Raw genomic sequence first — 20,158 nt, 5'->3', positions numbered from 1 at the left:
CGGTCACTGAAGGGTTCAGCCGGCGCAACCCGAAAGGTTGCGCCGGTTTTGTCTTGTGGCCTTCACTTCATCAGCGCCTCGACCTCGGCCCGGAAAGCCTGCCGCGAGGCGTCGCGCGAATAGAACATGTGGCCGCCCGGATAAACCGCGAGCTTCACCCGGTCGGACGCGGCAAAGGCCGGAAGCTGGTCGAGCTCGATCCTGGTGCCGAAATACGGCGTGGCCAGATCGAACAGCCCGTGGCCCACCAGGAGCTTCAGCTTCGGATCGAGCGCGAGGATCTGCCGCAGTTCGGAAATCGACTGGGGCGGATTGATGCCGTGGCCGAAATCCCAGCCCTTCTCGACCTCCCCGTTGAGCAAGTGGTAGGAGCCGTCCGGCCGCCAGTTGAGCTTGCGCGTCGTGAGGTCGACCGCAGCACTGGTGAGAGGCGCCACCAACGCCTCGCCCGAGGGATCGTTGAAATGAAAGAAGCTCGAATCCGGAAAGGGATCGATGCCCATGACCGAGGCATCGTAGCGTCCCGTCACCTTGCCGTTCTTGCGATCGAATTCCCTGCGGAATTCGATCGCATCGAAGCGTCCGGCCAGCCTGCGGCTTAAGGCCTGATCGATCCCGGTCAGCGCAGCCACCTTGTCGGCGAGCCGGTTCGTGGCCGCGGTGTCGGCCTCGCCTTTGACCAGGTCGAGCAGAAAATCGCCGCGCGCGTAATTTTCGACGTCGGCCATGTCGGCCCGGGTGACCGCGCCCTTGGTCTCGCGCGCCACCGCCGCCATGCTGGGAAGGCTCGCCACATATTGCAGCAGGCTTGAACCTGTGAACTCGCGGAAGTCGAGCACCGGCGAGACGAGGATCAGGCCTTTCACCCCGACGCCCTGTTCCACCTGCAGATTGCGAACAATCTTCGGCCCGCGGATGCCGCCATAGCTTTCGCCGGCGACGAATTTGGGCGACAGCAAGCGGCCGGATTTCTCCAGCCAGCGGCGGATCGTCAGCGCGATCGAATTGACGTCGCCATCGACCGAGAAGAATCTCTTGCGCACGTCATCGCCGGTCGCGACGAAGCGGCTGTAGCCGGTGCCGACGGGATCGATGAAGACGAGGTCGGTGAAATCGAGCCAGGTCTCCGCATTGGGCTGAAGCTCGGGCGACGCCGAGGGAATCGCCGCATCCCCGTTGATCGCGAGCCGCCACGGCCCGGCGGCGCCGAGCTGCAGATAGGCGGAGGCAGCGCCCGGCCCACCGTTGAACAGGAAGGTCACCGGCCGGGTGGCCGGATCGGCGCCGTCCAGCTGATAGGCGGTGAAGGCAATATCGGCCTGCGGTTCGCCCTTGCCGTCGAACAGGCGGATCGAGCCCACGGTCGCCGTGAAGGCAAGCGTGCGCCCGGGAAGCACCACCGTCTGCTTGGTCGCCGAATCCGGCGGCAATTTGTGTTGCTCCGCGGCAGCCGGCGAAGCCGGAGCGCCGGCGCGGCCGCTCCCGGATTTCTGACCCGATAGCGCCGCTGCGGGGTGCTCCTGAGGCGGAGGTGCGTCCTCGGCGCGCGCTGTCGCCAGCATGGCGAAAGCAAGCAGCGCCACGGCGACGCCCGCATGGCGCGGCGCGGCAAGACGAATGGCCATGTCTGTTCCTCTTCCTGCTTCCCGCGATCAGTCCGAACCGTCCCTTTGTCGCACGAGACCTTCCCGGATGCCCGCAGGTTCTAGCTCAAGACTGCGACAGCTTGGCGTTATCGGCAACAGAAGGTGATCGAGAACGATCACAATTTCGCTGACGCCGATGATGGCATCGCCGACGATGAGGACGGAACACCACCGCTCAAATTGACGCTGAGGCCTGTCCATGACCCCTGCGGTCTCTACTTCCCTTCCAATGTGCTGACCGGGTCCCAATCCGGACCGGGGGGATTGCTTCTAAATGCGTTTGCCCGGCCGAGAAACAGTGCGGACGGCTTATCGATCCCGGCGGCACGCCCGAAACACATTGCGGCAGAGTCAAAGTCGCGATTCCGCCAGTGCACCAGACCCTCGGCATAGGCCGCTGCAGATTCAACCTGCTGCGGTGTCTCCTGCCCCGCCTCCGCGAGAAGTTCGTAGATCTTGACCGGCGCAGAGCGCCCCCGGACTCGGACCGCGTCAAGTTCGCGCCATGCGAATTTTGATCCGGTCAGGGCGACCGTCATTTCCGAGGCGACGATCGTGGTGCCGTAGTATTTGTTCGCACCCTCGAGCCGCGAAGCGACGTTCACCGCGTCGCTCATCACCGAATAATTGAAGCGGCGCCGCGAGCCGATGTTTCCGACCAGCGCTGCACCGGAATTGAGCCCCATCCGGTGGGCTACTTTATGACCCTTAAAGACCGCGGAGCCCCGATTGAGTTCCTCCAGGCGCGCCCGGCAACCGAGTGCGGCGTGCGCCGCATTGCTGGCATGGTCGCGATCGTCGGCCGGCGCACCGAACACCGCCACGATCGAGTCGCCGATATATTTGTCGATATAGCCGCCCCGGCTTTCGATGATGTCGGTCATGGCTGACAGATATTCGTTCATGAAAGCCACCAGGTCTGCCGGCGTCATTTTTTCCGAAATGGAGGAAAAGCCCTCCAGATCCGAAAAGAACACGGTAACCTCCCGCGTTTCGCCGCCCAGCACCGGCAATTTTCTGGACGTCATCATCTTTTCGATGACCTGCGGCGCGAGATAGAGGGCGAAGCTCTTCCGGAGCAACCGTTCTCCCCTGTCCGTAACGCCTAGGCGATAACCGACGATCGCAACCATCGAGGAAAACCCGGCGAGAAACGGCTCGCTGAGCGGCAACGCCAACGACCGCGCAAATGCAAATGTCGCCAGGCATGTCCAGGTCGCGAACATGCCGAAAAAGACCGCCGCGGCGGCGCCCGGCGCGAGCATTCGCGCCGCAAGCCCGGCCAGCGCGGCGAAAGCGATGGCAATGAACGTTGCCGGCAGACGGCCAGGCTCTACGACCGCGTCCCGCGTCATCAGATTGTGGACTGCCGTTGCATGAACATAAACGCCGGCAATCGAACCCCGTTTGAATTGCCCGGGAGACGGCTGCGCCGGCGGCAGCGCGCAACGCGCCGCTCGCGATCCATCGAGCCCCGTCGCAAAGCGCTTGGAGGTGAATTTCTGGTCTTCCGAACCGAGCAGCGTGCCGAAGATCACGATTTTATCGGCGAATTCACGCCGGAAAAAATCCGTATTGTTGCGCTCGACACAGGCCCGCAGATCGGCGAGCGAAAACGTCCTGATATCGTTGGCGCCCCCCTCGAAATTCAGGGTCAGCGTATTCGGCACCACGCTCGGAATGAGGTAGCCGGCAAGCGTCACGCTGCCATTTTCAGCGAACACCGGTTCGGTGCTGAGTGCCCGCGCGGCCAACTCCAGCGCCATCGAAGGTACTTGCTCGCCGTCGGCCCGGAACGTCAGCGGTACTCGCCGCACCACTTCATCGGGGTCGGAAAAGACATTCAGCGTCCGGATATTCTTCTGCTGGCCCACGGCAATCCGTTGTCCGGGCGAAGGCCGATCGCCGCTCAGGGTTTCACCCAGCACCACCTTGCCGGCGGTGGCGCCCTTCGCAAGAGATCGAAGGAATGGCCGGTCGAAGCCGCGCATCCGCGCGCCCAATAGATCGTCGCCAAAGGGAAGCTCGGACTGCTCGATCGACGTGGGGAATACGATATCGAAGCCCACTACCCTGGCGCCGCCGTCAATCACCGCGCTCAAAACCCGGCCTATTTCCGTGGTCCAGGTCAGCGTCGGTGATCCCTTGAACGGCGGCGTCTCGTAGGTCTCGTCGTCGATTGCGATCACCACGACCGGCGTAGAAGCAGGATCGCGGCGCGTGCCGAACGCCTCCCAGCGCAAGGCGGTGAGAGCGTCGATCGACCAGCCATGGATCAGGTTGAACGGAGGAAGGGTGAAGACAACGCCGCACGCCACGGCAATCAGAGCGACAGCGACGGAATCTCGCCTGGTGAAGCCGCGCATGGCGCTGTCCGGACTCGAACTCGCCCGGCTATTCCATCCGCACCAGCCGCCCGATGATCGGGGTCAGGCCCGGTTCGGCCTTTTGATCGACCGCGAAAACGATCCTTCGCGGGCCGAGACTTGCCGCATAAATCCCACCCGGTTTCAGCGTCGTGCCGGTCTTGGCAAAGTCGTAGAACTTATCCCGCACAAGAGAAGCGGTGCCGAGGTCCACATCGTACCGCTCGCCCTTCAGGTCGAGCCTTTCAAGGACCAGCTTGCCGTGGACCGTGGTCTCGACAATTGGCGAAAGGCCGTACAACGTGAACTGCGGCGACGTCGCCCCCTTTCCGGTCAGGCCCCGAACCACGCTCGCGGCACTTTCGCCGACTTCCCGATCGATCAGTTGCGAATGGCCGGAGTCGCACTTTACCTTGCCGGCCTTGACCTCGCTCAGATGGACCATGCTTTCCTCTGCGCCCACGATCACCGTGCCCACTCCGGTAATCACCTCGCGCCAGCAGGATTTCATGTAACTGAGCACGATCGAGCCGGCCTGCCCGAGCTTTATGACTTTTCCGGGAGCGACGTAGTCCATAAACTCGGCGCCAGTGACTTTTCCTTGTACGTCCTCGACGACGGCGACCGGGGCCTGTGCTGCGGCCAGTCCTGTAAAACCGACGAACGCCACAACCGCGGCAAGTATGGTCTTCATTCTGGAAACCTCGCAGTACCGAAAGTGGCGATTAAGCAAGACTGCTATAACACGTGTCGTTTGTCGCCAAATATGATCGCCACCGAGGCGAACAAGATCTAACGTCTGTCCGAACGGCGTGTCGGGCCGCCTGAAAGTAAGGTTCTATCATCTCGACAAGGACAGCCAAGGTCTATAGACGACCTTCCGCACAACCCCGCTCCCTCTCGCGCCAATATGAGCCCGCGTCCCCATGAACAGCCCCAAGCGATATGACCGGATCGCCTTCGTCGCGAGCGCCGGCGCGGAAGCCCAGCTGGCGCTTCAGCAGCTGGTCGAACTCTACGGCAATCACGATCCCGCCGATGCCGACGTCGTGGTGGCGCTTGGCGGCGACGGCCTGATGCTGCAGACGCTGCATGAGCAGATGCGCACGGGCAAACCGATCTACGGCATGCATCGCGGCACCGTCGGCTTTCTGATGAACGAATTCTCGACCCACGACCTGCACGCCCGGCTCGCGGCCGCGAAAGAATCGGTGATCCATCCGCTCCTGATGCGCGCCACCGACGTGCACGGCGTGATTCATATTTATCACGCCATCAACGAAGTCGCGCTGTTTCGCCAGACCCATCAGGCGGCGCGCTTGCGTATCCTGATCGACGAGCGCGAACGCATGGCCGAACTGGCCGCCGACGGCGTCCTGGTGGCGACGCCCGCAGGGTCGACCGCCTACAATCTTTCGGTGCAGGGACCGATCATCCCGATCAATGCGCCGCTGCTGGCGCTGACGCCGATCAGCCCGTTCCGCCCGCGCCGCTGGCGCGGCGCCCTGCTCCCCAACACCGCCTATGTGGTCATCGAGGTGCTCGAGAGCGACAAGCGCCCGGTGGCGGCGGTGGCCGACCACGACGAGGCGCGCGATGTCCGCCGAGTCGAGGTGCTGTCCGACAAGACCATTGCGATGCGGATGCTGTTCGACCCCGGCCACAGTCTGGAAGAGCGCATCCTGAGCGAACAATTCGGGTACTAGCCTCGATTTCCGCCCTGCCCTGGCGCCCGCCGCAACCATTCCTTAACCGGCGCCGCGATATGGTTAACGCCGGGTATACCGTTGTCACCGGTATGCCTCCAGGGCCCGGTCATGTTTCGCATCGATTTCAACAAACTGCGATTTCTAGTGTGCGACGACAATCCGCATATGCGCCGCATTCTGCGGACGCTCTTGCATTCGTTCGGCGCACGCGAGGTCTATGAAGCCGAAGACGGCGCGACCGCGCTGGAAATGTACAGCCATTACGTCCCGGATATCGTCATCACCGACTGGTCGATGCCGATTTTCGACGGCCTCGAGCTCGCGCAGATGATCCGGCAGCCGGAATCGAAGGGCAATCCGTTCGCCCCCATCATCATGCTGACCGGCCATTCCGAGAAGCGGCGCGTCACGGTGGCGCGCGATGCCGGCGTGACCGAATTCCTCGCCAAGCCGATCTCCGCCAAGGGGCTTTATCAGCGCATCCTGAACGTCGTCGCCAATCCGCGACCCTTCATCAAGACCAAGACCTATTTCGGCCCTGACCGCCGGCGCAATACCAGCAATGCCTATATCGGCCCCGAGCGGCGCGTCGGCGGCGAGGCGGAAGTGCTGCAGCAGCCGTCGCTGCTCGACAAGGCCCGCTCGACCGTCTAGCGCCGGCGAGTTCCAAGGAAACCATCATGGCGAACCACAAGCGCGACATTGAGATCAAGGCCTTCGCCGACCACCAGGTGATCACGCAGCCAAATCCGCTGCGCAAGGTGTTGCGGCGTCTCAAGGAGAAGGATCTCGACGATCCCATTGCCCGCGCGGAAAAGGCGCTTGCCGGCCTGTCGGGCGAGTTCAAGAACTGGATGACAGTCGAGGCCGATCGACTCTCGGCCGCGCATGCCACCATTCTCCAGAACGGGTTTACGCACGAGAATTGCGAAGAGCTGTTTCGCGCCGCCCACGACATCAAGGGCGACGCCGCCACGTTCGGATACCCTTCCGCCGGCGCCGCCGCCAACAGCCTCTGCAGGATCATCGAGCACGCGCCTGAACTCGCCGAGGTGCCGTCCGACCTCATCGCCCACCATATCAACGCCATCCAGGCGATCGTGCGGGAGCGCACCAAGCTCGACACCGTCAGCATGGCCAGCGAGTTGAGCCGGCAACTACGCGGCGTCGCCGACGAATTTCTCATGAAGGCCAATCGCGACCGCCCCGAGCATCTCGAAGCGATCCTTGCGCCGAGCCTCGTGCCGGGGGACTGAACCCGCCACATTCTTAGTCGTCCTGCGAAAGCAGGGACCCATACGCCGCGGCTTATCAGTCGGGCGATGCGGAAGTTGCCTGCTGAAACATCGAGGCCCGTGTTAACGGGTCCTTGCTTTCGCAGGGACAGCGAAGGTGATGCTAAGCCGCGATCAGCTCGTCCGGCATCGGCGCGATTTCGTCCTCGGCCAACAGCCCATCGCAAAACAGGCGGGCCTCTTCCCGCGCCGATTCGGTCGCAAAGCGCCGCAACAGGATCAGGAGCGGCTCGGCGGCCAATGGATCGGTCTCGCAATGCGTCAGCACGCGTTCGACCATGCGGCGCCGCAATCTCGCAGCCCCGCCAAGCGTGTCGACAAATCCGGTCTCATGGCAGACTTCGAGCGCCACGCGGAATGCGGCGAAGGTCGATTCAGGCAGTCCGGCGCGCCTGAGCAGCGCCTCCAGGCTGGCGCGGCCGCGGTCGTGCAGCAGCGCGGAGACGCGGGCCAGCGGCAGGCCGGACAATTCCGACAGCGCGTGGTCGAACAGTTCGAGATTGCCCGACAATAAGGCGCGCAGGATCAAACCGGCGGTCAACTGGCCGGTGGCGCGCAGATGCAGCACCAGCCCGCGCATGTCGTCGCCGCGCGAACGCGCGGCGATATTGACGGTCGAGCGCTCGCGCGCCTCGCTCGCGATGCGACCTGCGCGATCTTCGCTCAGCCAGTTGCGGGCGACCACGAATTGGGCCAGCGTGTCCGAGAGTTTCGCAACCAGCGCGAGCCGCGTGGCCGCGGGAAGATCCTCCAGCACCAGCATCGATTCCCGGATCGCGGCGAGATGGCCGTGCCGCTCGACGATGCGATCCCATGAAAACGGCGCGAGTTCGGCATAGGCATTTTCGATCAGCTCGAGCGCCGCCGCCGCGGTGCCGACTTCGGCGATCGCGGCACAGACCGAGGCCGGCAGATTGATGCGGCGGGCGATGGCGCATTGTATCTCGTCACTGCCGGTTGCGACGATGTCGACGAGATCGGCGTCGATCAGCAGCGGGGAATGTTCGAGCACCGGCAGCGCCACCGACGGCTGGTCGAGCGACAACGCCTGCACGATGGCCGCGGGGGCTTCCGTGCTGCGGGCAAACACTTCGGCCATGGCCTGGCGCACCAGCGGCGATGCGTCGTCGAGCTGCATCAGCAGCGCGCCCTCGGCGGCAGCGCGGTCCTCGTCGGTGAGATCGGAGATCAGCCAGGCCCGCGCCAGCGACCGCGTTGCCTCTGCCCGCTCGCCTGCCGGAGCGGTTCGTATCCAACTGATGAACTGCCGAACGATCATGGTCCTGCCGGCTTACGCAACCTGAAACGACACCGTGACCCGGTGCCACTACACACAAAATAAACCACGACGCTTAACAAAGCGTTCACCATAAACGGCTGGTTCTATTGACGTTTTGTTAAGGGTGTGAGGTCGGGCAAAGCTGCCGCGAGCGTGCCTAGCTGAACGTGCCGTTGCGGTCGCTGAAGAGATCGAGCGGTTGCGGCGCGCGGACGTCGGGCGTTTGCGCCGATGCCGGGCTCGCAGCATGAGCCGGCGCCGCATTCGCAACCGACGTCAGCGACGACGAGTTGCCCCACAATTCGCGAACCGTCGGCGAGATCGGCTGCGCGCGTTCGCCGGGGGCCTGAAACAGCGAGCGGAAGATCGGATCGGTCGACGGCGCGGTGCTGCTCGCTGTCGATGCGGAAGCCATCGTGACCGGTGTCACCGCGCGAACATCCGGAAACGTCGACAGATAGGCGGCATTGTCGACCGCGGGCGCGGCCGGCGTGGCGCTTGCGAGCGCTACGTTGGGCTGGATGTCGCCGCCGACCGACGCCATCGCGGTGCGGGTAGCCTGAGAGCTGGCGGCGCCGGCGTACCGCGCGGTCAACACCGAATAGACTTCGGACACGGTGCGCGCCTGCCCGGAACGATCGAAGAAGATCGAACGGTTGGCCGCGGCGGCGTTGGGAAACAGTCCCGCCGCCAACGTCTGCGGATTGTCCTGGGCGTTGTTGATCAGCTTGGCCGCGCCGCCGACCCCCATGAAATGGGCCATATAGAGTTCGCCGTCGGTCGGACGGCGGCCGATCTTGCCGGTGAGCTTGAAACTGTTGGACTGGGTCAACACGGCCGCCATCGAGGAGGCCGCGGCGGGATCGTCGCGCAGCTTCATGATCGAATTTCGCGCGGCGGGATCGCTGACCGAGTAACCACCGGAGGAAGATTTGGTGATGGCGTCGGCGTATTGGCCGTAGCCGAGCTGGGCTCCGGCTTCCTTCACCGTGCCAAGCCAGGTCTGGTCGATGAACTGGTAGAGCCCGCGCGCCGACGAGGTCGAAGCGCTCGCGGTCGGATTGAAATTGGATTCCATCTTGGCTGTGGCGAGCAGATATTCGAAACTGGTGCCCGTGGTGCCGGCAGCCTGCTTGATCGCGCCGGCGATCCGCACGCGCGACGGGTTGACACCTGCCGTTGCCGTGGCGTTTGAAGTGTCAACCGACATGTCTGGTCCTCGCTCCCCGCGAAACGACCCCTCCGGCCTGTTCGAGAGCTCCCACTGACGCCCAAGCCGGCATCACACTGCGGCGATTGTGGTTAATGTCGGGTTAATGATTTCCGGCGGGGCAACCGATCGCGCTGCGTGCGTCCCGCGGCGGGCTTGCGTTCGAAATTACAAGATCACTTTCGATAGACCACCTTCGGGTCGAACAGCCTGTCCGCATCCACGAACGACAATCGCGCGCCGCCTTCGCCCGCCTCGACCTTGCGGTAGAAGCACGAGCGCCGGCCGGTGTGGCAGGCGGCGCCCGTCTGCTGAACCCGGATCCAGACCGCATCCTGATCGCAATCGAGCCGCATCTCGACCACACGCTGCGTCTGACCCGAAGTCTCACCTTTCCGCCATAACGCGTTGCGGGAGCGGCTGAAGTACCAGGCCTCCCCGCTTGCGATGGTCCTGCGAAGGGCTTCCTCGTTCATGTGGGCGACCATCAATACGTCGCCGGTCGAAGCGTCGGTGGCCACGCAGGTGACGAGACCGGACGCGTCGAATTTAGGCTGGAAGGTGAGCCCTTCCTCGATGTCGTTGATGTCTGCTGATGTCGACAAGTCGGTTCTCGCGAATTCCATAGCGTTTTCGAGCGAAGTGGACGCCGGTTCGCGTGAAGAAAACGCGTCAAAACAAAATATTACGCGCGGTTACCGCTGCGATCCTCGCACCATGGACAAGAAACGCGCCTGCTCCGCCGGATTGTCGCGGAACATGCCGGTGAAGCGGCTGGTGAACGTCGTCGCGCCGTGCTTGGCGACGCCGCGCACCGACATGCAGGTATGCTCCGCTTCGATCATCACGGCAACGCCGCGGGGTTTCAGCACCTCGTCGATCGCGGCCGCGATCTGGGCGGTCAGGTGCTCCTGGGTCTGCAGGCGGCGCGCGAAGATGTCGGTCAGCCGCGCCAGCTTCGACAATCCCACCACCCGCTCCACCGGCGTGTAGGCGATATGCGCCTTGCCGTAGAACGGCATCATGTGATGCTCGCATTGCGAGGTGAACTCGATGTCGCGGATCAGAACGAAATCGTCATAGCCGGCGGTTTCCCCGAAGGTGCGGTTGAGCACTTCCGCCGGGCACTGATGATAGCCCTGATAGAGTTCGTCGAAGGCTTCCACCACGCGGCGCGGCGTATCCAGGAGACCCTCGCGCTGGGGGTTCTCGCCGATGTAGCTGAGGATCGTCTCCACCGCCGCTTCCGCTTCGGCGCGCGACGGGCGTGGCTGGTCCGCGCGAACGGCGGCCGCGAGAAATTCGGAAGGATCGAGTTCGGCCGGGCGTGTCTCCGGGATCTTGGCGTCAGAAGGCATTACTTCGGATGATTTGCCTGGGCGGAGGGATTTGATCAATGCGTCCATGTCAACTCCGTTCGACCGATCCGAAATGGACCGGAGTGTCACCGGCAGACGGGGCGGTTTGCCGCCGGACGCCTGAGCCTACTATCTTAACACCAACGGCCGGACTGTATTTCCGCCATCGGCCTCCATATACTCCATATATAGGGGTGTCGCCCGCGCCCGCCAAGGGCATCGGGCGCCGCCAGCCCGAGACCTCAAGCTTATGCTGAACGACATTTACAACAAGCGAATCATCGAATTGGCCGGGAATATCCCCCGACTCGGACGGCTCGCCGCGCCGGACGCCAGCGCCACGGCCCATTCCAAGCTATGCGGTTCGACCGTCAAGGTCGACCTGAAGATGGACGGTCCCGTGGTCACCGACTTCGCCCATGACGTAAAGGCCTGCGCGCTCGGCCAGGCCTCCTCCTCGATCATGGCAAGCCACGTGGTCGGCTCGACCGCCAGCGAACTGCGCGAGTTGCGCGAGACCGTCCGCAGGATGCTGAAGGAAAACGGCAAGCCCCCGGAAGGCAAATGGGCCGATATCGCGTTGCTGGAGCCGGTGCGCGACTACAAGGCCCGCCACGCTTCGACCATGCTGACCTTTGACGCCGTGGTCGACGCCATCGGCCAGATCGAGGCCAGAGCAAAGCAGCCGGCATCGGCGTAATTAACCCACCGTCATTCCGGGGCGCGCGCCAGCGCGAACCCGGAATGACGGGTTCAAAGGCTGGATTTAGCGCCGCTACTTCGCCGGCGTCGCCACGATACCGCCGGTCGGAACGACCGCTTCCGCCGTCTTGGTCGATTTTGCGGCCTGCGGACTGGTCCCGGCGTCCGCTGCGCTGACAAAGCGATCCTGCACTGGCTTGGACGCGGCCTCGGCCAGCGGCGCCTTGGCGACGTCCATCTTCGGCAGCACCTCGGCAACCGCATCGGTGGTCACGACATTGGTTAGCTGCAATTCCTCGCGCGACAGTTCATGCAGGTCTTCCCAAGGCGGCACGTTCAGCGACAGCGACAGCAGATCGCCCGCCCCGCCCATGTCGAAGGTGTATTTGGCGAGACGCCCGATGTCGCGCTCCACGATCATCATGTCCTGCGCGGTGTAGCTTGCGGCCTTGGCATCGTCGGCGCGGTCGCCCATCCAGATCTGATGCACCCGGACATGCGCAGCCTCGGGCACGTAGCGCGTCTTGCCCGACAGCAGCAGGTAGACGCACATCGACTCGCAATAGGCACCGGGATCGATCCTGGTCCGGTCGCCCGTCACGGAATGGGTCTGCACGCTGATGCCGACCGTTGCAAGCAGGCCGAGATCGCGCCAGCGCCGTCCGAGCGCGATGGAATCGTTGACCGATCCGCCGCTGGAATCCAGCACGATGGTGGCGCCGCCAAGATCGCGTCCGCGCGCGAATTCATCAAAATCCCTGGGACTATCTGATGTCACGATGCCGACCGCGCTAATCCATCCGCCGCAATTCGGCTCGCAGGCGACCCAATTGAAGCGCATCGGCAATTTGCGTTCTTCGAGGGTGGCGCCCGCAATCGCTGAACCACCGGACGTAACCGCGCCCGACAATGCGGTGCAGAAGGCGGCGGCGCCGACCAGCGCCCAGCCGCGAACTTTGAGCGAGTTCACGAGCCTCAATTCGGTTCCTTCCCCGCAAGCGCCAAACGAGCGGTAGCAGTTGGCCCCAGTTCAACGCCAAATGATTCTGTCATGCAGGCGTTATCAAAAGGGTAACTGCGGGAATTTCCATCGTCCATAGAACCTTTGCTGCACCGCCACCCAAACCATTGATATTTCTCACACTGTGGCACAATTACTTGCGATGACGGGTTCCGTGCCCGGGAACCGCGCAAATCGGCGCTCAGGATTTCAGCAAGTCGCCCATGAAGCATTCATCGTCACAGCATTGCGTGGATTGCGCCAACGCAGCCGCTCGGCTGCCGCGCAACGCCGGGCGCGCCCTCATCTGGATTTACCGACACACGCTGTCGCCTTTGGTCGGTTACAACTGCCGCCATCTGCCGACCTGTTCGGTCTATGGCGACGAAGCGATCGAACGTTTCGGCCTGTGGGGTGGCGGATGGATGACGCTGGCGCGGCTATTGCGGTGCCAACCCTGGGGTACCTCGGGGATCGACAATGTGCCGCCGACAACGCCGGCGGGCGCGCGATGGTATCTGCCATGGCGCTACGGGCGCTGGCGCGGCGTCAACGCGCCCTGAAGCTTTGCTGCACCGCGTTCACGCGCAGCGCGCATTGCTGCCGTGACGGGAACCGCGGCCTGACCGTCGCATTGGTTCGATGCCTTGAGGGAGGCCAATCAATGCGCTGGAAAATCAGCCCATGGAAGGTCGGTCACGGGAGTCACGATCCCCGCCACCTCGATCTGATCGCAGCACTTGCGCTTGTCATCGTGATCGTCGCAGCCTGCAGATATCTGGGCGGCGGCTATCAGCCGCCGAGTACGGCAACCTTCATTGTGCCCAGTCAAAGTGTTCGCTGGTGAAGTTCTGGCGAGGGTAGGCTTCAGCGCGAGAACCAGAAGTAACGGTGCGACTGCCCGATCGGTGCCGGCGGACGCGGCCCGCGAGGACGCGGCGGTTTGGGCGGCGCGGATTCGGCCGATGGGGTCGCCGAAATCGTGTCGGCGCCGCCCGCATCATCGGCAGCCGTCCTGACCGCCAGCAGCAAATTCGATTCATAGGAGCGCCAACGATAGCCAACCCCGAAATCCATCGGCTGGGCCCGCCGGAACAGCTCGGCGTAATTCGCTTGATACATTCCGGGGAATTTGTCGATCGGACCGGCATAGCGGCCAAACGGGAAGAAGCGCCACGTCCTCGGGCTGTAGCTGGCAAGCGGAATGCCGGAATCGTCCTGGATGATGGTGGCGCTGTGGGAGAGCAGAAATTCCCGCACCGTAGAGAAGTTGCCCGAATGCAGCAGATAGGACGCGCTCTTGATCAGGCTGTTGCCGGGCGCCAGCGTCTCGCAAAATTTCAGGAAGCCCGTGACCCTGACGCTGGGATTGGAAAGATCGGTCGAGAAATAATACAGCGTCTTCTGCTGGCCGTCGCTGCCTGAGAACACGATCCGCAAGCCATGCGTCGCGTTTCTGCCCGGATTTTCGCCGGCGAAATAAGCCGCCCCTTTGTCGTCGAGCGCGACCGGACTGACCTCGCGAATGGTCTTGCCCGAGCGAGCAAGGAACACATAGAGGATAGGCAAGGTGCCGCTGAGCTGTCCTTCGCGCAGATCGACCTTCATTTGCTTGGTAATGAAGAAGCTGAAGCTGAGGATCGATCCCATCGAGCGCTCGACATTGTAGAGGGCGGCTCCCACCCCTCCCGGCGGCAATCTCGCGAGATCGGGCACCGAACCCGGCGGCTCGAGCGCGCTCAGCACGTAGGTCGTGGCCTTGGAGTAGAAGGCGTCGGCGTAAAGGAAGTCCGGACCCGAGAACATGTAGAACATGGTCGGCTTCGGCGCGGCCAGATTGGCGCTCGCCCAGGCCCGGATCTTCGAGAGCTGACGCTCCTCAAGCTGCGCGAACGCCGCATCGAAAGATCTCGCATGCCGCTGCCACAAGGGATCCCTGGTCAACGGCATCAGCGGTGAATCGGCCGACGGCATCATCCCCGCGAGGAACAGCGCCGTATCGTTAGCGGTGACGGCATCGGCGGCGCGCGCCGGCGGCGCGGCCAACAGGAACACGGCTGCCGCGACGACTGCAATTTTCGTGAACTGACGCATGTTCATTCGCGGCCCGGGGATGACGTTGCGCGATCGTCGCGCCTGCGGAAGACCGCATAGATCAAGAGGCCGGAAATCATGATCAGTGCACCGAGAACGGACTGCAATGGCCGTTCCGTCAAGAGATAGTACATCATGAAGGCGGTCACGAGCAGGAAAACCACCGGGGTTATCGGGTATCCCCAGGCGCGATAGGGGCGCGGCGTGTCGGGCTGGGTGATGCGCAGCTTGATGACGCCGAGCACGGTGAAGAACGAGCAGAACAACAGCGCGAACTGAATGAAATCAAGCACCGCCTCGAAACTGCGGGTGAACAGCATCAGGCTCGCCGCCGCGAGCTGGAACAGGATGGCGTAGGCCGGCGCGCCCTGGGTCGATTTGCGAGCGAATACCCGCAAGGCCGGGATGTCCTCCCCCATCGTCATCATCACCCGCGGCCCGATCCACATCATCGCGCTGATCGAGGAGATCAGCCCGATACAGATCATGGCGCCGACGATGCGGCCGCCGATATCGCCGAAGATGGCGCTGCCGGCGATGCGGGCGACGTCGAGCTGCCCGGAGAGCTTGTCGATCGGCGTGGTGTGCAGGAACACCGCGTTCAGCGCGACATAGAGCACCAGCACGATCAGCGTCCCCGCCAGCAGCGCGCGCGGCAGGCTCTGCTGCGGCGTGCGCATCTCGCCGATGATGTAGGTCGCGGCATTCCACCCCGAGAACGAATACATCACGAACACAAGCCCGATCGCGAAGGGTGCACTGGCGATCTGGGCGATGTCGTCAGCCTGCGGCGCGAACGAGACCGGTTGCGGCGTGCCCACGACAAACCCGGCGATCAGGAACGCCGTGATCAGCACCACCTTCAAAATGGTCGAGATCAACTGAAACGTGCTGGACTGCCGGACCCCGGCAAGCTGGACCATCGACACCAGCCAGACCACGCCGACGGCGAGGGCCAACGGCGGGACGCCGGGCACTACCGACTTGCCGTATTCCCCGAACGCCATCGCGGCGAGCGCCACGGGGGCCGCGAAACCGACCGTCGCCGACACCCAGCCCGCCAGAAATCCGAACGCCGGATGAAAGGCGCGGCTGAGAAAATTGTACTCGCCGCTCGAGCGCGGAAACATCGCGCCGAGCTCGCTGTAGGAGAACACGCCGCACAGCGCGACGACGCCGCCGACCGTCCACAGCAGCAGGATCGCAAAACCGGACGGGATGTCCTTGACCTGGAAGCCGAGGCTGGTGAAGACGCCGACGCCTATCATGTCGGCTACGACGATGGCGGTCGCCACGATCACCGAAACGGTGGACCCGCCTCCGGGAAGCCGGCCGGGCCATGCCGCGGTTCCCGTCTCTGATGCCGCCATGCCAGTCCACGCCTCGGGGCGTCACGCCCGCGATTTCATCGTGCAGGCTGCCCCCCATCAATTCAAGCAAGCTCAACAAGATGCCCGGATTTGGTATTTTGATACCGAAGATGCCTGCGCGCGCCGCTGAAGGAGAGCAGCCGTCCCACAATCAGGACACGATTTCGTGTTCTTTGGTAGGCCCGGATGGGGAGTTTTCCGGGTAGTTTAACGTCACCTCAACGTTAACGAGCTGACATACGCCGATGGGCGTATTTGGGGCAGTGGGTGGATGGACGGGGCGGAATTACAGAAGCCTGATCGCGCGGGCCGGGTGCTGACACCGGGCGCAGCGCGCTATGCGCGGCGGATGGCCCCTGCCCGCCGCGCCGGTTCGGATCGCTGGCGGCGGATCGCGATTTGGGCAGCTTTTCTCCCGCTGTCGTTCGTGCTCGCTCAATGCGGCAAGGCGCCGGGCGCAGGTCAGCTCGCGGCCAATTCGCAGGCTTCGATGGGCGACAGTTTCGACGAGCGCTTTCCGAGACCCCAATTTAAGGATCGCTTCCCGACGGCGAGCGAGACTCTTCGAGAGCTTCATCCCGCCGATGCGCCTGCCAAACGAACGGCGCAAGCCCAGCCCGCGCCCTATCGGGTTGCGTCTTTGGAGCCGACACTGCCGTACCAGCGGCCGCCGCGGGAGGACCAGACCACCTTGGTCAGTCTGAAATCCTCGGCGTTTCCCTATCTCGGTAACAATCCGCGCACCGATGCGCCCTTCCTGGACGTCTCCAAGGACGGGCGTCGCGGCCACCGCAGCTATGGCGGCCGCGTCTACTGGCAAGACACGACCTACAACGACAGCCGCGTCCTGATGCATGTCCCGGAGAGTTTCGATATCCGCAAACCCGGCGTCATCGTCGTGTTCTTCCATGGCAACGGCGCGACGCTGGAACGCGACGTGCGCGACCGGCAGCTGGTGCCGCAGCAGATCACGGAATCCGGCGCCAACGCCGTGCTGCTCGCGCCTCAGCTTGCGGTCGATGCCGCCGATTCCAGCGCCGGCAAGTTCTGGCAGCCCGGCGGGCTCAAGCGCTTCATCGACGAATCGGCCGGTCATCTCGCGAGCCTTTACGGCGACCCGCGCGCGGCCAAGGATTTCGCCAACCTGCCGGTCATCCTGGTCGGCTACAGCGGCGGCTTCGTGCCGACCGCCTGGAGCCTGGAAGTCGGCGGGCTCGGCAATCGCGTCCGCGGCGTGTTCCTGCTCGATGCCGTCTACGGCGAGTTGGACAAGTTCGCATCCTGGATCGAGAACAACCGGTCAGGCTTTTTCGTCAGCGCCTATACGCGCTACACCCAGCGGCACGACCAGGAACTGATGCAGATGCTGAGGCAAAAGGGCATCGCGATTTCGGATGAGTTGGATGGTTCGCTCAAGCCCGGCAGCGTGATCTTCATGAAGACACCGGATGGCGTGACGCATCGCGATTACGTCACGCACGCCTGGACCGAAAACCCCGTCAAGGAAGTGCTGCTCAAGATGGCGGCAACGCCCGATCTGACGCGGGTCGCTGCCAGCGCACCATCGCCCGCGAGCCGATGACCGCGCTTGCGCGCCTCCACATCATCCTGACGCTCTCGTCATAGGCAGTGCGCTGACCTGCATCGGCGACTGATGAGGCGCCTCGCCTGTCAAAATTTCGGAATCTTGTCGGCGAACCCGTTGAAGCACGTCAGCCGCTCATCCTCTTCCTTGATGAAGCGGCAATCCGCGGCGCCTTTCGCTGCCGGCGCCTTCGGATTCGGCTTCGGCGGGAAGATCGCGTCGTAGCAATCGAGGCGGCCTTTGGTGCCATCGTCGATATCAAGACAGTTCAACAACTTCTTGGCCACCGACAGGTGCTCCGCTTTCGGCGCCGGCGCCGAACCGTGCGGCTTTACCCGGACCAGCGGCTTTCCCCCGACGGTCGGCGGCGGGCTGCCGGCGGCGGGCGCCGTACCCTGAGCCAGGGCCGCGCCGGAATAAAGGACCACGGCGAGCGCGAGTATTGTTCTCATATTACTTCTCACTTCATCCACTCACATCAATCCACATTTTCGCTCGCCGATGTAAGGCAAAGCAAACTTCGAGTCGAGCCGGCAGGCTGCGCTGCCGGGGCCGGAAATGCCGGGGCAAAGAACCACGTGCCGAAGATTTTGTCGACCACAACCCGCATCCCGGAAGTCTATGCCTCTGCCGGGGATGCCACAGCTCGCCGTGGTCTGGTCAGGACCACCATCGTCAGCGCCAGCGCGACAAAGCCTATCGATACGTAGCCTGCGCCATGGAGCAGATCGCGCGCGAACAGCGTGCCGCCGATCGCCGAACCGACGGCCTGGCCGATATACAGCACCGAGGTATTGAGCGACACCGATGCCGGTGCCAGCGCCGGCGCCGCGATGACAAGCCGTACCTGCTGCATCGAATTGGTCGAGGCGAAGCCAAGGCCCCAGATCGCGACGGAGGCGGCCATCCACGGATAGCTGCCGGCGCCGAGCGCCCATCCGGTGACGCCGGTCAGCAACAGGCTCGTGAACAACAGCGAGGTCTTATAGGGGCCCCAGGAATCGACGATGCGGGTCGCGATCACGATGCCGATGAAGCCACAGATCCCGTAGAGCGCGAACACCAGGCCAACCGCGTCCGGACCGGAATGCGTCAGTTTCGTCAGCAGCGGCCCCATGAAGGTGAACACCACGAACTGGCCGGACATCTGCAACGTCGTGATCGACAGCAGGAGGATGACCATTCGGTTTCGCCCGAGTGCAGCCCAGGTCTTGAGGTCGACGGGCGAACCGACCAACCCGCGCGGCAAACGCCACGCCAGCAGCAGGAAACTGCAGCAGCCGATCAATCCGATGCTGCCATAGACCGCGCGCCAGCCATAGCGGCTGGCGATGAAGGTGATCAGGGGCAGGCCGACCGCTGCGGCGAGCGACCATCCGAGAAAAATATAGGCAATGGTGCTGCCGCGCTTTTCCGGAGGCACGATGAGCGCTGCGGTGCCCGCGGCTTGCGGCGTAAAGAGCGCGCCGACCGCCAGCATGATCAGGCGAATGACCAGCAGGCTGGCGTAATCCGGCGCAAAGGCCGAAGCCGCGTTGCTAAGCGCCATCACCGCCAGCGTCGCGGCTAGCAAGGTGCGGCGCTCGATCCGGCTGGTCAGCCACGCCGTCACGGGCGAGCCGATGCACAGCACGATCGCGCCAAAGGTGATCAACAGGCCGGCGTCACGGATCGTCACGCCGAGTCCGCTCGACAATTCAGTCAGCATGCCCGCCGGCGCCAGCACCGAACAGCCGGTGACGATATTTCCGAGCATCAGGGCGGTGGGAGCGAAGCGGCGATGAACGTGGCCGTCGGCAGGCGGATTTTTCATGCAGCTGCATGTATCCCGGATCCATCGGAAAGAAAAGACCGGGACTTCGATTATTTCTTGCGACTGTTCCGGGCGCTATGGCACGGCCATTTGAAGCGGCCCGCCAGCGGCTCCGATCGATAACCGTCATGTCCCCTGACGACGACATCGGCACCCAGCACCGTAATGGCATGGTGGAGCAGTGTTAGGGGGTCGCCGGACGCGGCCAATCCAAGCCGCGCGCGCAACAGCGGACGAAACTCCGAGATCTCGGGGTCGTCGCTGAGCGCGTCCTCCTCGAAGTCCTCGATCCGGTCGCGCAACACCGCCCGCATCGCGGACAGATCGCCGCCGCCGAAACGCAGGATGTCCTGCCAATAGGGATGTGCGACCACCAGTTCGAGACATTCCTTCAAGTTCGCCGCCACGATGCCCGCCTGCCCTTCCGACGTCGCGAGCAGGACATGCCGCTGCGGCCCCGTCAGCGCGTAGACGCTGCCCGGGCCGCGTTGCGCCACGATCTCGAACGGCTGAAGCGGCGCGGTATCGAACCAGACCGGGCCATGCTCCTTGTTGCTGGTCACCGCGAAACCGAACGGCACCAACATGTCGCGAATGTCCTGGTTTGCCCGCAGCGTTTCCGGCGTCACCGTCATGTCGATTGGCCTCTCGCGTGACGTGTTGCGGCCGTGGCGGCGTGCGCCCGGCGGTTCGTCCAGCTTGGTGGCGTGAGGCGGATGGGACGTTCAAGG

General features: G+C 63.7%; 20 protein-coding genes. 7 read left to right on the top strand and 13 right to left on the bottom strand.

Features of this window, described 5'->3' with window-relative positions; all coding sequences use genetic code 11:
• Nucleotides 1–62: 62 nt before the first annotated feature.
• The 3 genes from QZ213_RS01070 to QZ213_RS01060 all read right to left on the bottom strand — a co-directional run bounded on the left by QZ213_RS01070 (nt 63) and on the right by QZ213_RS01060 (nt 4,706).
• Nucleotides 63–1,625 (bottom strand): peptidase S10, encoded by a 1,563-nt coding sequence (locus QZ213_RS01070; protein WP_291684186.1) that lies wholly within the window; start codon nt 1,623–1,625, stop codon nt 63–65.
• A gap of 236 nt (nt 1,626–1,861) precedes the next feature.
• On the bottom strand, nt 1,862–4,012 hold the full coding sequence (locus QZ213_RS01065; protein WP_291684185.1) for an adenylate/guanylate cyclase domain-containing protein: 2,151 nt from the start codon (nt 4,010–4,012) through the stop codon (nt 1,862–1,864).
• A 28-nt stretch (nt 4,013–4,040) separates the two neighbouring features.
• Nucleotides 4,041–4,706, bottom strand: coding sequence for a hypothetical protein (locus tag QZ213_RS01060; RefSeq protein WP_291684184.1), 666 nt, complete (start codon nt 4,704–4,706; stop codon nt 4,041–4,043).
• Nucleotides 4,707–4,938: 232 nt separating this feature from the next.
• Here QZ213_RS01060 and QZ213_RS01055 point away from each other — a divergent pair, with 232 nt between their 5' ends.
• The 3 genes from QZ213_RS01055 to QZ213_RS01045 all read left to right on the top strand — a co-directional run bounded on the left by QZ213_RS01055 (nt 4,939) and on the right by QZ213_RS01045 (nt 6,977).
• Nucleotides 4,939–5,718, top strand: coding sequence for an NAD kinase (locus QZ213_RS01055; protein ID WP_291684183.1), 780 nt, complete (start codon nt 4,939–4,941; stop codon nt 5,716–5,718).
• Nucleotides 5,719–5,829: 111 nt separating this feature from the next.
• Nucleotides 5,830–6,375 carry a response regulator gene (locus QZ213_RS01050; protein WP_291684182.1) on the top strand — a complete coding sequence of 182 codons (546 nt, stop codon included), beginning with the start codon at nt 5,830–5,832 and terminating at the stop codon, nt 6,373–6,375.
• A gap of 26 nt (nt 6,376–6,401) precedes the next feature.
• The gene (locus QZ213_RS01045; protein WP_291684181.1) at nt 6,402–6,977 is read left to right on the top strand and encodes an Hpt domain-containing protein; all 576 of its coding nucleotides are present in this window, start codon (nt 6,402–6,404) and stop codon (nt 6,975–6,977) included.
• A gap of 142 nt (nt 6,978–7,119) precedes the next feature.
• Here QZ213_RS01045 and QZ213_RS01040 read toward each other — a convergent pair whose 3' ends face one another.
• The 4 genes from QZ213_RS01040 to folE form a co-directional block, all read right to left on the bottom strand.
• Nucleotides 7,120–8,295 carry a DUF2336 domain-containing protein gene (locus tag QZ213_RS01040; RefSeq protein ID WP_291684180.1) on the bottom strand — a complete coding sequence of 392 codons (1,176 nt, stop codon included), beginning with the start codon at nt 8,293–8,295 and terminating at the stop codon, nt 7,120–7,122.
• 157 nt (nt 8,296–8,452) lie between these two features.
• Nucleotides 8,453–9,505: a transglycosylase SLT domain-containing protein gene (locus QZ213_RS01035; protein WP_291684179.1), complete on the bottom strand. Its 1,053-nt coding sequence runs from the start codon at nt 9,503–9,505 to the stop codon at nt 8,453–8,455.
• 176 nt (nt 9,506–9,681) lie between these two features.
• The gene (gene hisI / locus QZ213_RS01030) at nt 9,682–10,131 is read right to left on the bottom strand and encodes a phosphoribosyl-AMP cyclohydrolase (protein WP_291684178.1); all 450 of its coding nucleotides are present in this window, start codon (nt 10,129–10,131) and stop codon (nt 9,682–9,684) included.
• A 69-nt stretch (nt 10,132–10,200) separates the two neighbouring features.
• The gene (folE, locus tag QZ213_RS01025) at nt 10,201–10,911 is read right to left on the bottom strand and encodes a GTP cyclohydrolase I FolE (RefSeq protein ID WP_291684177.1); all 711 of its coding nucleotides are present in this window, start codon (nt 10,909–10,911) and stop codon (nt 10,201–10,203) included.
• A gap of 202 nt (nt 10,912–11,113) precedes the next feature.
• Here folE and QZ213_RS01020 point away from each other — a divergent pair, with 202 nt between their 5' ends.
• Entirely contained in the window at nt 11,114–11,563 is a 450-nt protein-coding gene (locus QZ213_RS01020) for an iron-sulfur cluster assembly scaffold protein (protein ID WP_291684176.1), read from the top strand.
• A 75-nt stretch (nt 11,564–11,638) separates the two neighbouring features.
• Here the strand turns inward: QZ213_RS01020 and QZ213_RS01015 are convergent, their stop codons facing one another.
• The gene (locus QZ213_RS01015; protein WP_291684175.1) at nt 11,639–12,544 is read right to left on the bottom strand and encodes a hypothetical protein; all 906 of its coding nucleotides are present in this window, start codon (nt 12,542–12,544) and stop codon (nt 11,639–11,641) included.
• 245 nt (nt 12,545–12,789) lie between these two features.
• On the opposite strand from QZ213_RS01015, the gene yidD reads away from it, so the two are divergent.
• Entirely contained in the window at nt 12,790–13,128 is a 339-nt protein-coding gene (gene yidD, locus QZ213_RS01010; protein WP_291684174.1) for a membrane protein insertion efficiency factor YidD, read from the top strand.
• A gap of 101 nt (nt 13,129–13,229) precedes the next feature.
• A complete protein-coding gene (locus tag QZ213_RS01005) occupies nt 13,230–13,412 on the top strand; it encodes a hypothetical protein (protein ID WP_291684173.1) in 183 nt (60 codons plus the stop codon).
• Nucleotides 13,413–13,432: 20 nt separating this feature from the next.
• On the opposite strand, the gene QZ213_RS01000 is transcribed toward QZ213_RS01005, so the two are convergent.
• Together QZ213_RS01000 and QZ213_RS00995 are read right to left on the bottom strand one after the other, a co-directional pair.
• Nucleotides 13,433–14,659: a hypothetical protein gene (locus tag QZ213_RS01000; RefSeq protein WP_291684172.1), complete on the bottom strand. Its 1,227-nt coding sequence runs from the start codon at nt 14,657–14,659 to the stop codon at nt 13,433–13,435.
• Nucleotides 14,660–14,661: 2 nt separating this feature from the next.
• A complete protein-coding gene (locus QZ213_RS00995) occupies nt 14,662–16,029 on the bottom strand; it encodes an amino acid permease (protein WP_291684171.1) in 1,368 nt (455 codons plus the stop codon).
• Between the two features lie 349 nt (nt 16,030–16,378).
• On the opposite strand from QZ213_RS00995, the gene QZ213_RS00990 reads away from it, so the two are divergent.
• A complete protein-coding gene (locus tag QZ213_RS00990; protein WP_291684203.1) occupies nt 16,379–17,611 on the top strand; it encodes an alpha/beta hydrolase in 1,233 nt (410 codons plus the stop codon).
• Between the two features lie 89 nt (nt 17,612–17,700).
• Here QZ213_RS00990 and QZ213_RS00985 read toward each other — a convergent pair whose 3' ends face one another.
• From QZ213_RS00985 to QZ213_RS00975, 3 genes are all read right to left on the bottom strand, one after another.
• Nucleotides 17,701–18,066: a hypothetical protein gene (locus QZ213_RS00985; RefSeq protein ID WP_291684170.1), complete on the bottom strand. Its 366-nt coding sequence runs from the start codon at nt 18,064–18,066 to the stop codon at nt 17,701–17,703.
• A 167-nt stretch (nt 18,067–18,233) separates the two neighbouring features.
• A complete protein-coding gene (locus tag QZ213_RS00980; RefSeq protein ID WP_291684169.1) occupies nt 18,234–19,427 on the bottom strand; it encodes an MFS transporter in 1,194 nt (397 codons plus the stop codon).
• A 50-nt stretch (nt 19,428–19,477) separates the two neighbouring features.
• Entirely contained in the window at nt 19,478–20,062 is a 585-nt protein-coding gene (locus QZ213_RS00975) for a hypothetical protein (RefSeq protein ID WP_291684168.1), read from the bottom strand.
• Nucleotides 20,063–20,158 lie beyond the last annotated feature (96 nt).

Source organism: Bradyrhizobium sp. (assembly GCF_017881085.1).
Taxonomy (GTDB): domain Bacteria; phylum Pseudomonadota; class Alphaproteobacteria; order Rhizobiales; family Xanthobacteraceae; genus Bradyrhizobium.
This window is presented reverse-complemented; position numbering and strand designations above follow the sequence as displayed.

What these genes read in the sequence shown, in the direction of transcription:
- QZ213_RS01055 (WP_291684183.1), top strand. Translation starts at nt 4,939, where the DNA reads ATGAACAGCCCCAAGCGATATGACCGGATCGCCTTCGTCGCGAGCGCC.
- QZ213_RS01045 (WP_291684181.1), top strand. Translation starts at nt 6,402, where the DNA reads ATGGCGAACCACAAGCGCGACATTGAGATCAAGGCCTTCGCCGACCAC.
- QZ213_RS00990 (WP_291684203.1), top strand. Translation starts at nt 16,379, where the DNA reads ATGGCCCCTGCCCGCCGCGCCGGTTCGGATCGCTGGCGGCGGATCGCG.
- QZ213_RS01035 (WP_291684179.1), bottom strand. Translation starts at nt 9,505, where the DNA reads ATGTCGGTTGACACTTCAAACGCCACGGCAACGGCAGGTGTCAACCCG.
- QZ213_RS01065 (WP_291684185.1), bottom strand. Translation starts at nt 4,012, where the DNA reads ATGCGCGGCTTCACCAGGCGAGATTCCGTCGCTGTCGCTCTGATTGCC.
- QZ213_RS00980 (WP_291684169.1), bottom strand. Translation starts at nt 19,427, where the DNA reads ATGAAAAATCCGCCTGCCGACGGCCACGTTCATCGCCGCTTCGCTCCC.
- folE (WP_291684177.1), bottom strand. Translation starts at nt 10,911, where the DNA reads ATGGACGCATTGATCAAATCCCTCCGCCCAGGCAAATCATCCGAAGTA.
- QZ213_RS00985 (WP_291684170.1), bottom strand. Translation starts at nt 18,066, where the DNA reads ATGAGAACAATACTCGCGCTCGCCGTGGTCCTTTATTCCGGCGCGGCC.
- QZ213_RS01005 (WP_291684173.1), top strand. Translation starts at nt 13,230, where the DNA reads ATGCGCTGGAAAATCAGCCCATGGAAGGTCGGTCACGGGAGTCACGAT.
- QZ213_RS01040 (WP_291684180.1), bottom strand. Translation starts at nt 8,295, where the DNA reads ATGATCGTTCGGCAGTTCATCAGTTGGATACGAACCGCTCCGGCAGGC.
- QZ213_RS01050 (WP_291684182.1), top strand. Translation starts at nt 5,830, where the DNA reads ATGTTTCGCATCGATTTCAACAAACTGCGATTTCTAGTGTGCGACGAC.
- hisI (WP_291684178.1), bottom strand. Translation starts at nt 10,131, where the DNA reads ATGGAATTCGCGAGAACCGACTTGTCGACATCAGCAGACATCAACGAC.
- QZ213_RS01060 (WP_291684184.1), bottom strand. Translation starts at nt 4,706, where the DNA reads ATGAAGACCATACTTGCCGCGGTTGTGGCGTTCGTCGGTTTTACAGGA.
- QZ213_RS00995 (WP_291684171.1), bottom strand. Translation starts at nt 16,029, where the DNA reads ATGGCGGCATCAGAGACGGGAACCGCGGCATGGCCCGGCCGGCTTCCC.
- QZ213_RS01070 (WP_291684186.1), bottom strand. Translation starts at nt 1,625, where the DNA reads ATGGCCATTCGTCTTGCCGCGCCGCGCCATGCGGGCGTCGCCGTGGCG.
- QZ213_RS01020 (WP_291684176.1), top strand. Translation starts at nt 11,114, where the DNA reads ATGCTGAACGACATTTACAACAAGCGAATCATCGAATTGGCCGGGAAT.
- yidD (WP_291684174.1), top strand. Translation starts at nt 12,790, where the DNA reads ATGAAGCATTCATCGTCACAGCATTGCGTGGATTGCGCCAACGCAGCC.
- QZ213_RS01000 (WP_291684172.1), bottom strand. Translation starts at nt 14,659, where the DNA reads ATGCGTCAGTTCACGAAAATTGCAGTCGTCGCGGCAGCCGTGTTCCTG.
- QZ213_RS00975 (WP_291684168.1), bottom strand. Translation starts at nt 20,062, where the DNA reads ATGACGGTGACGCCGGAAACGCTGCGGGCAAACCAGGACATTCGCGAC.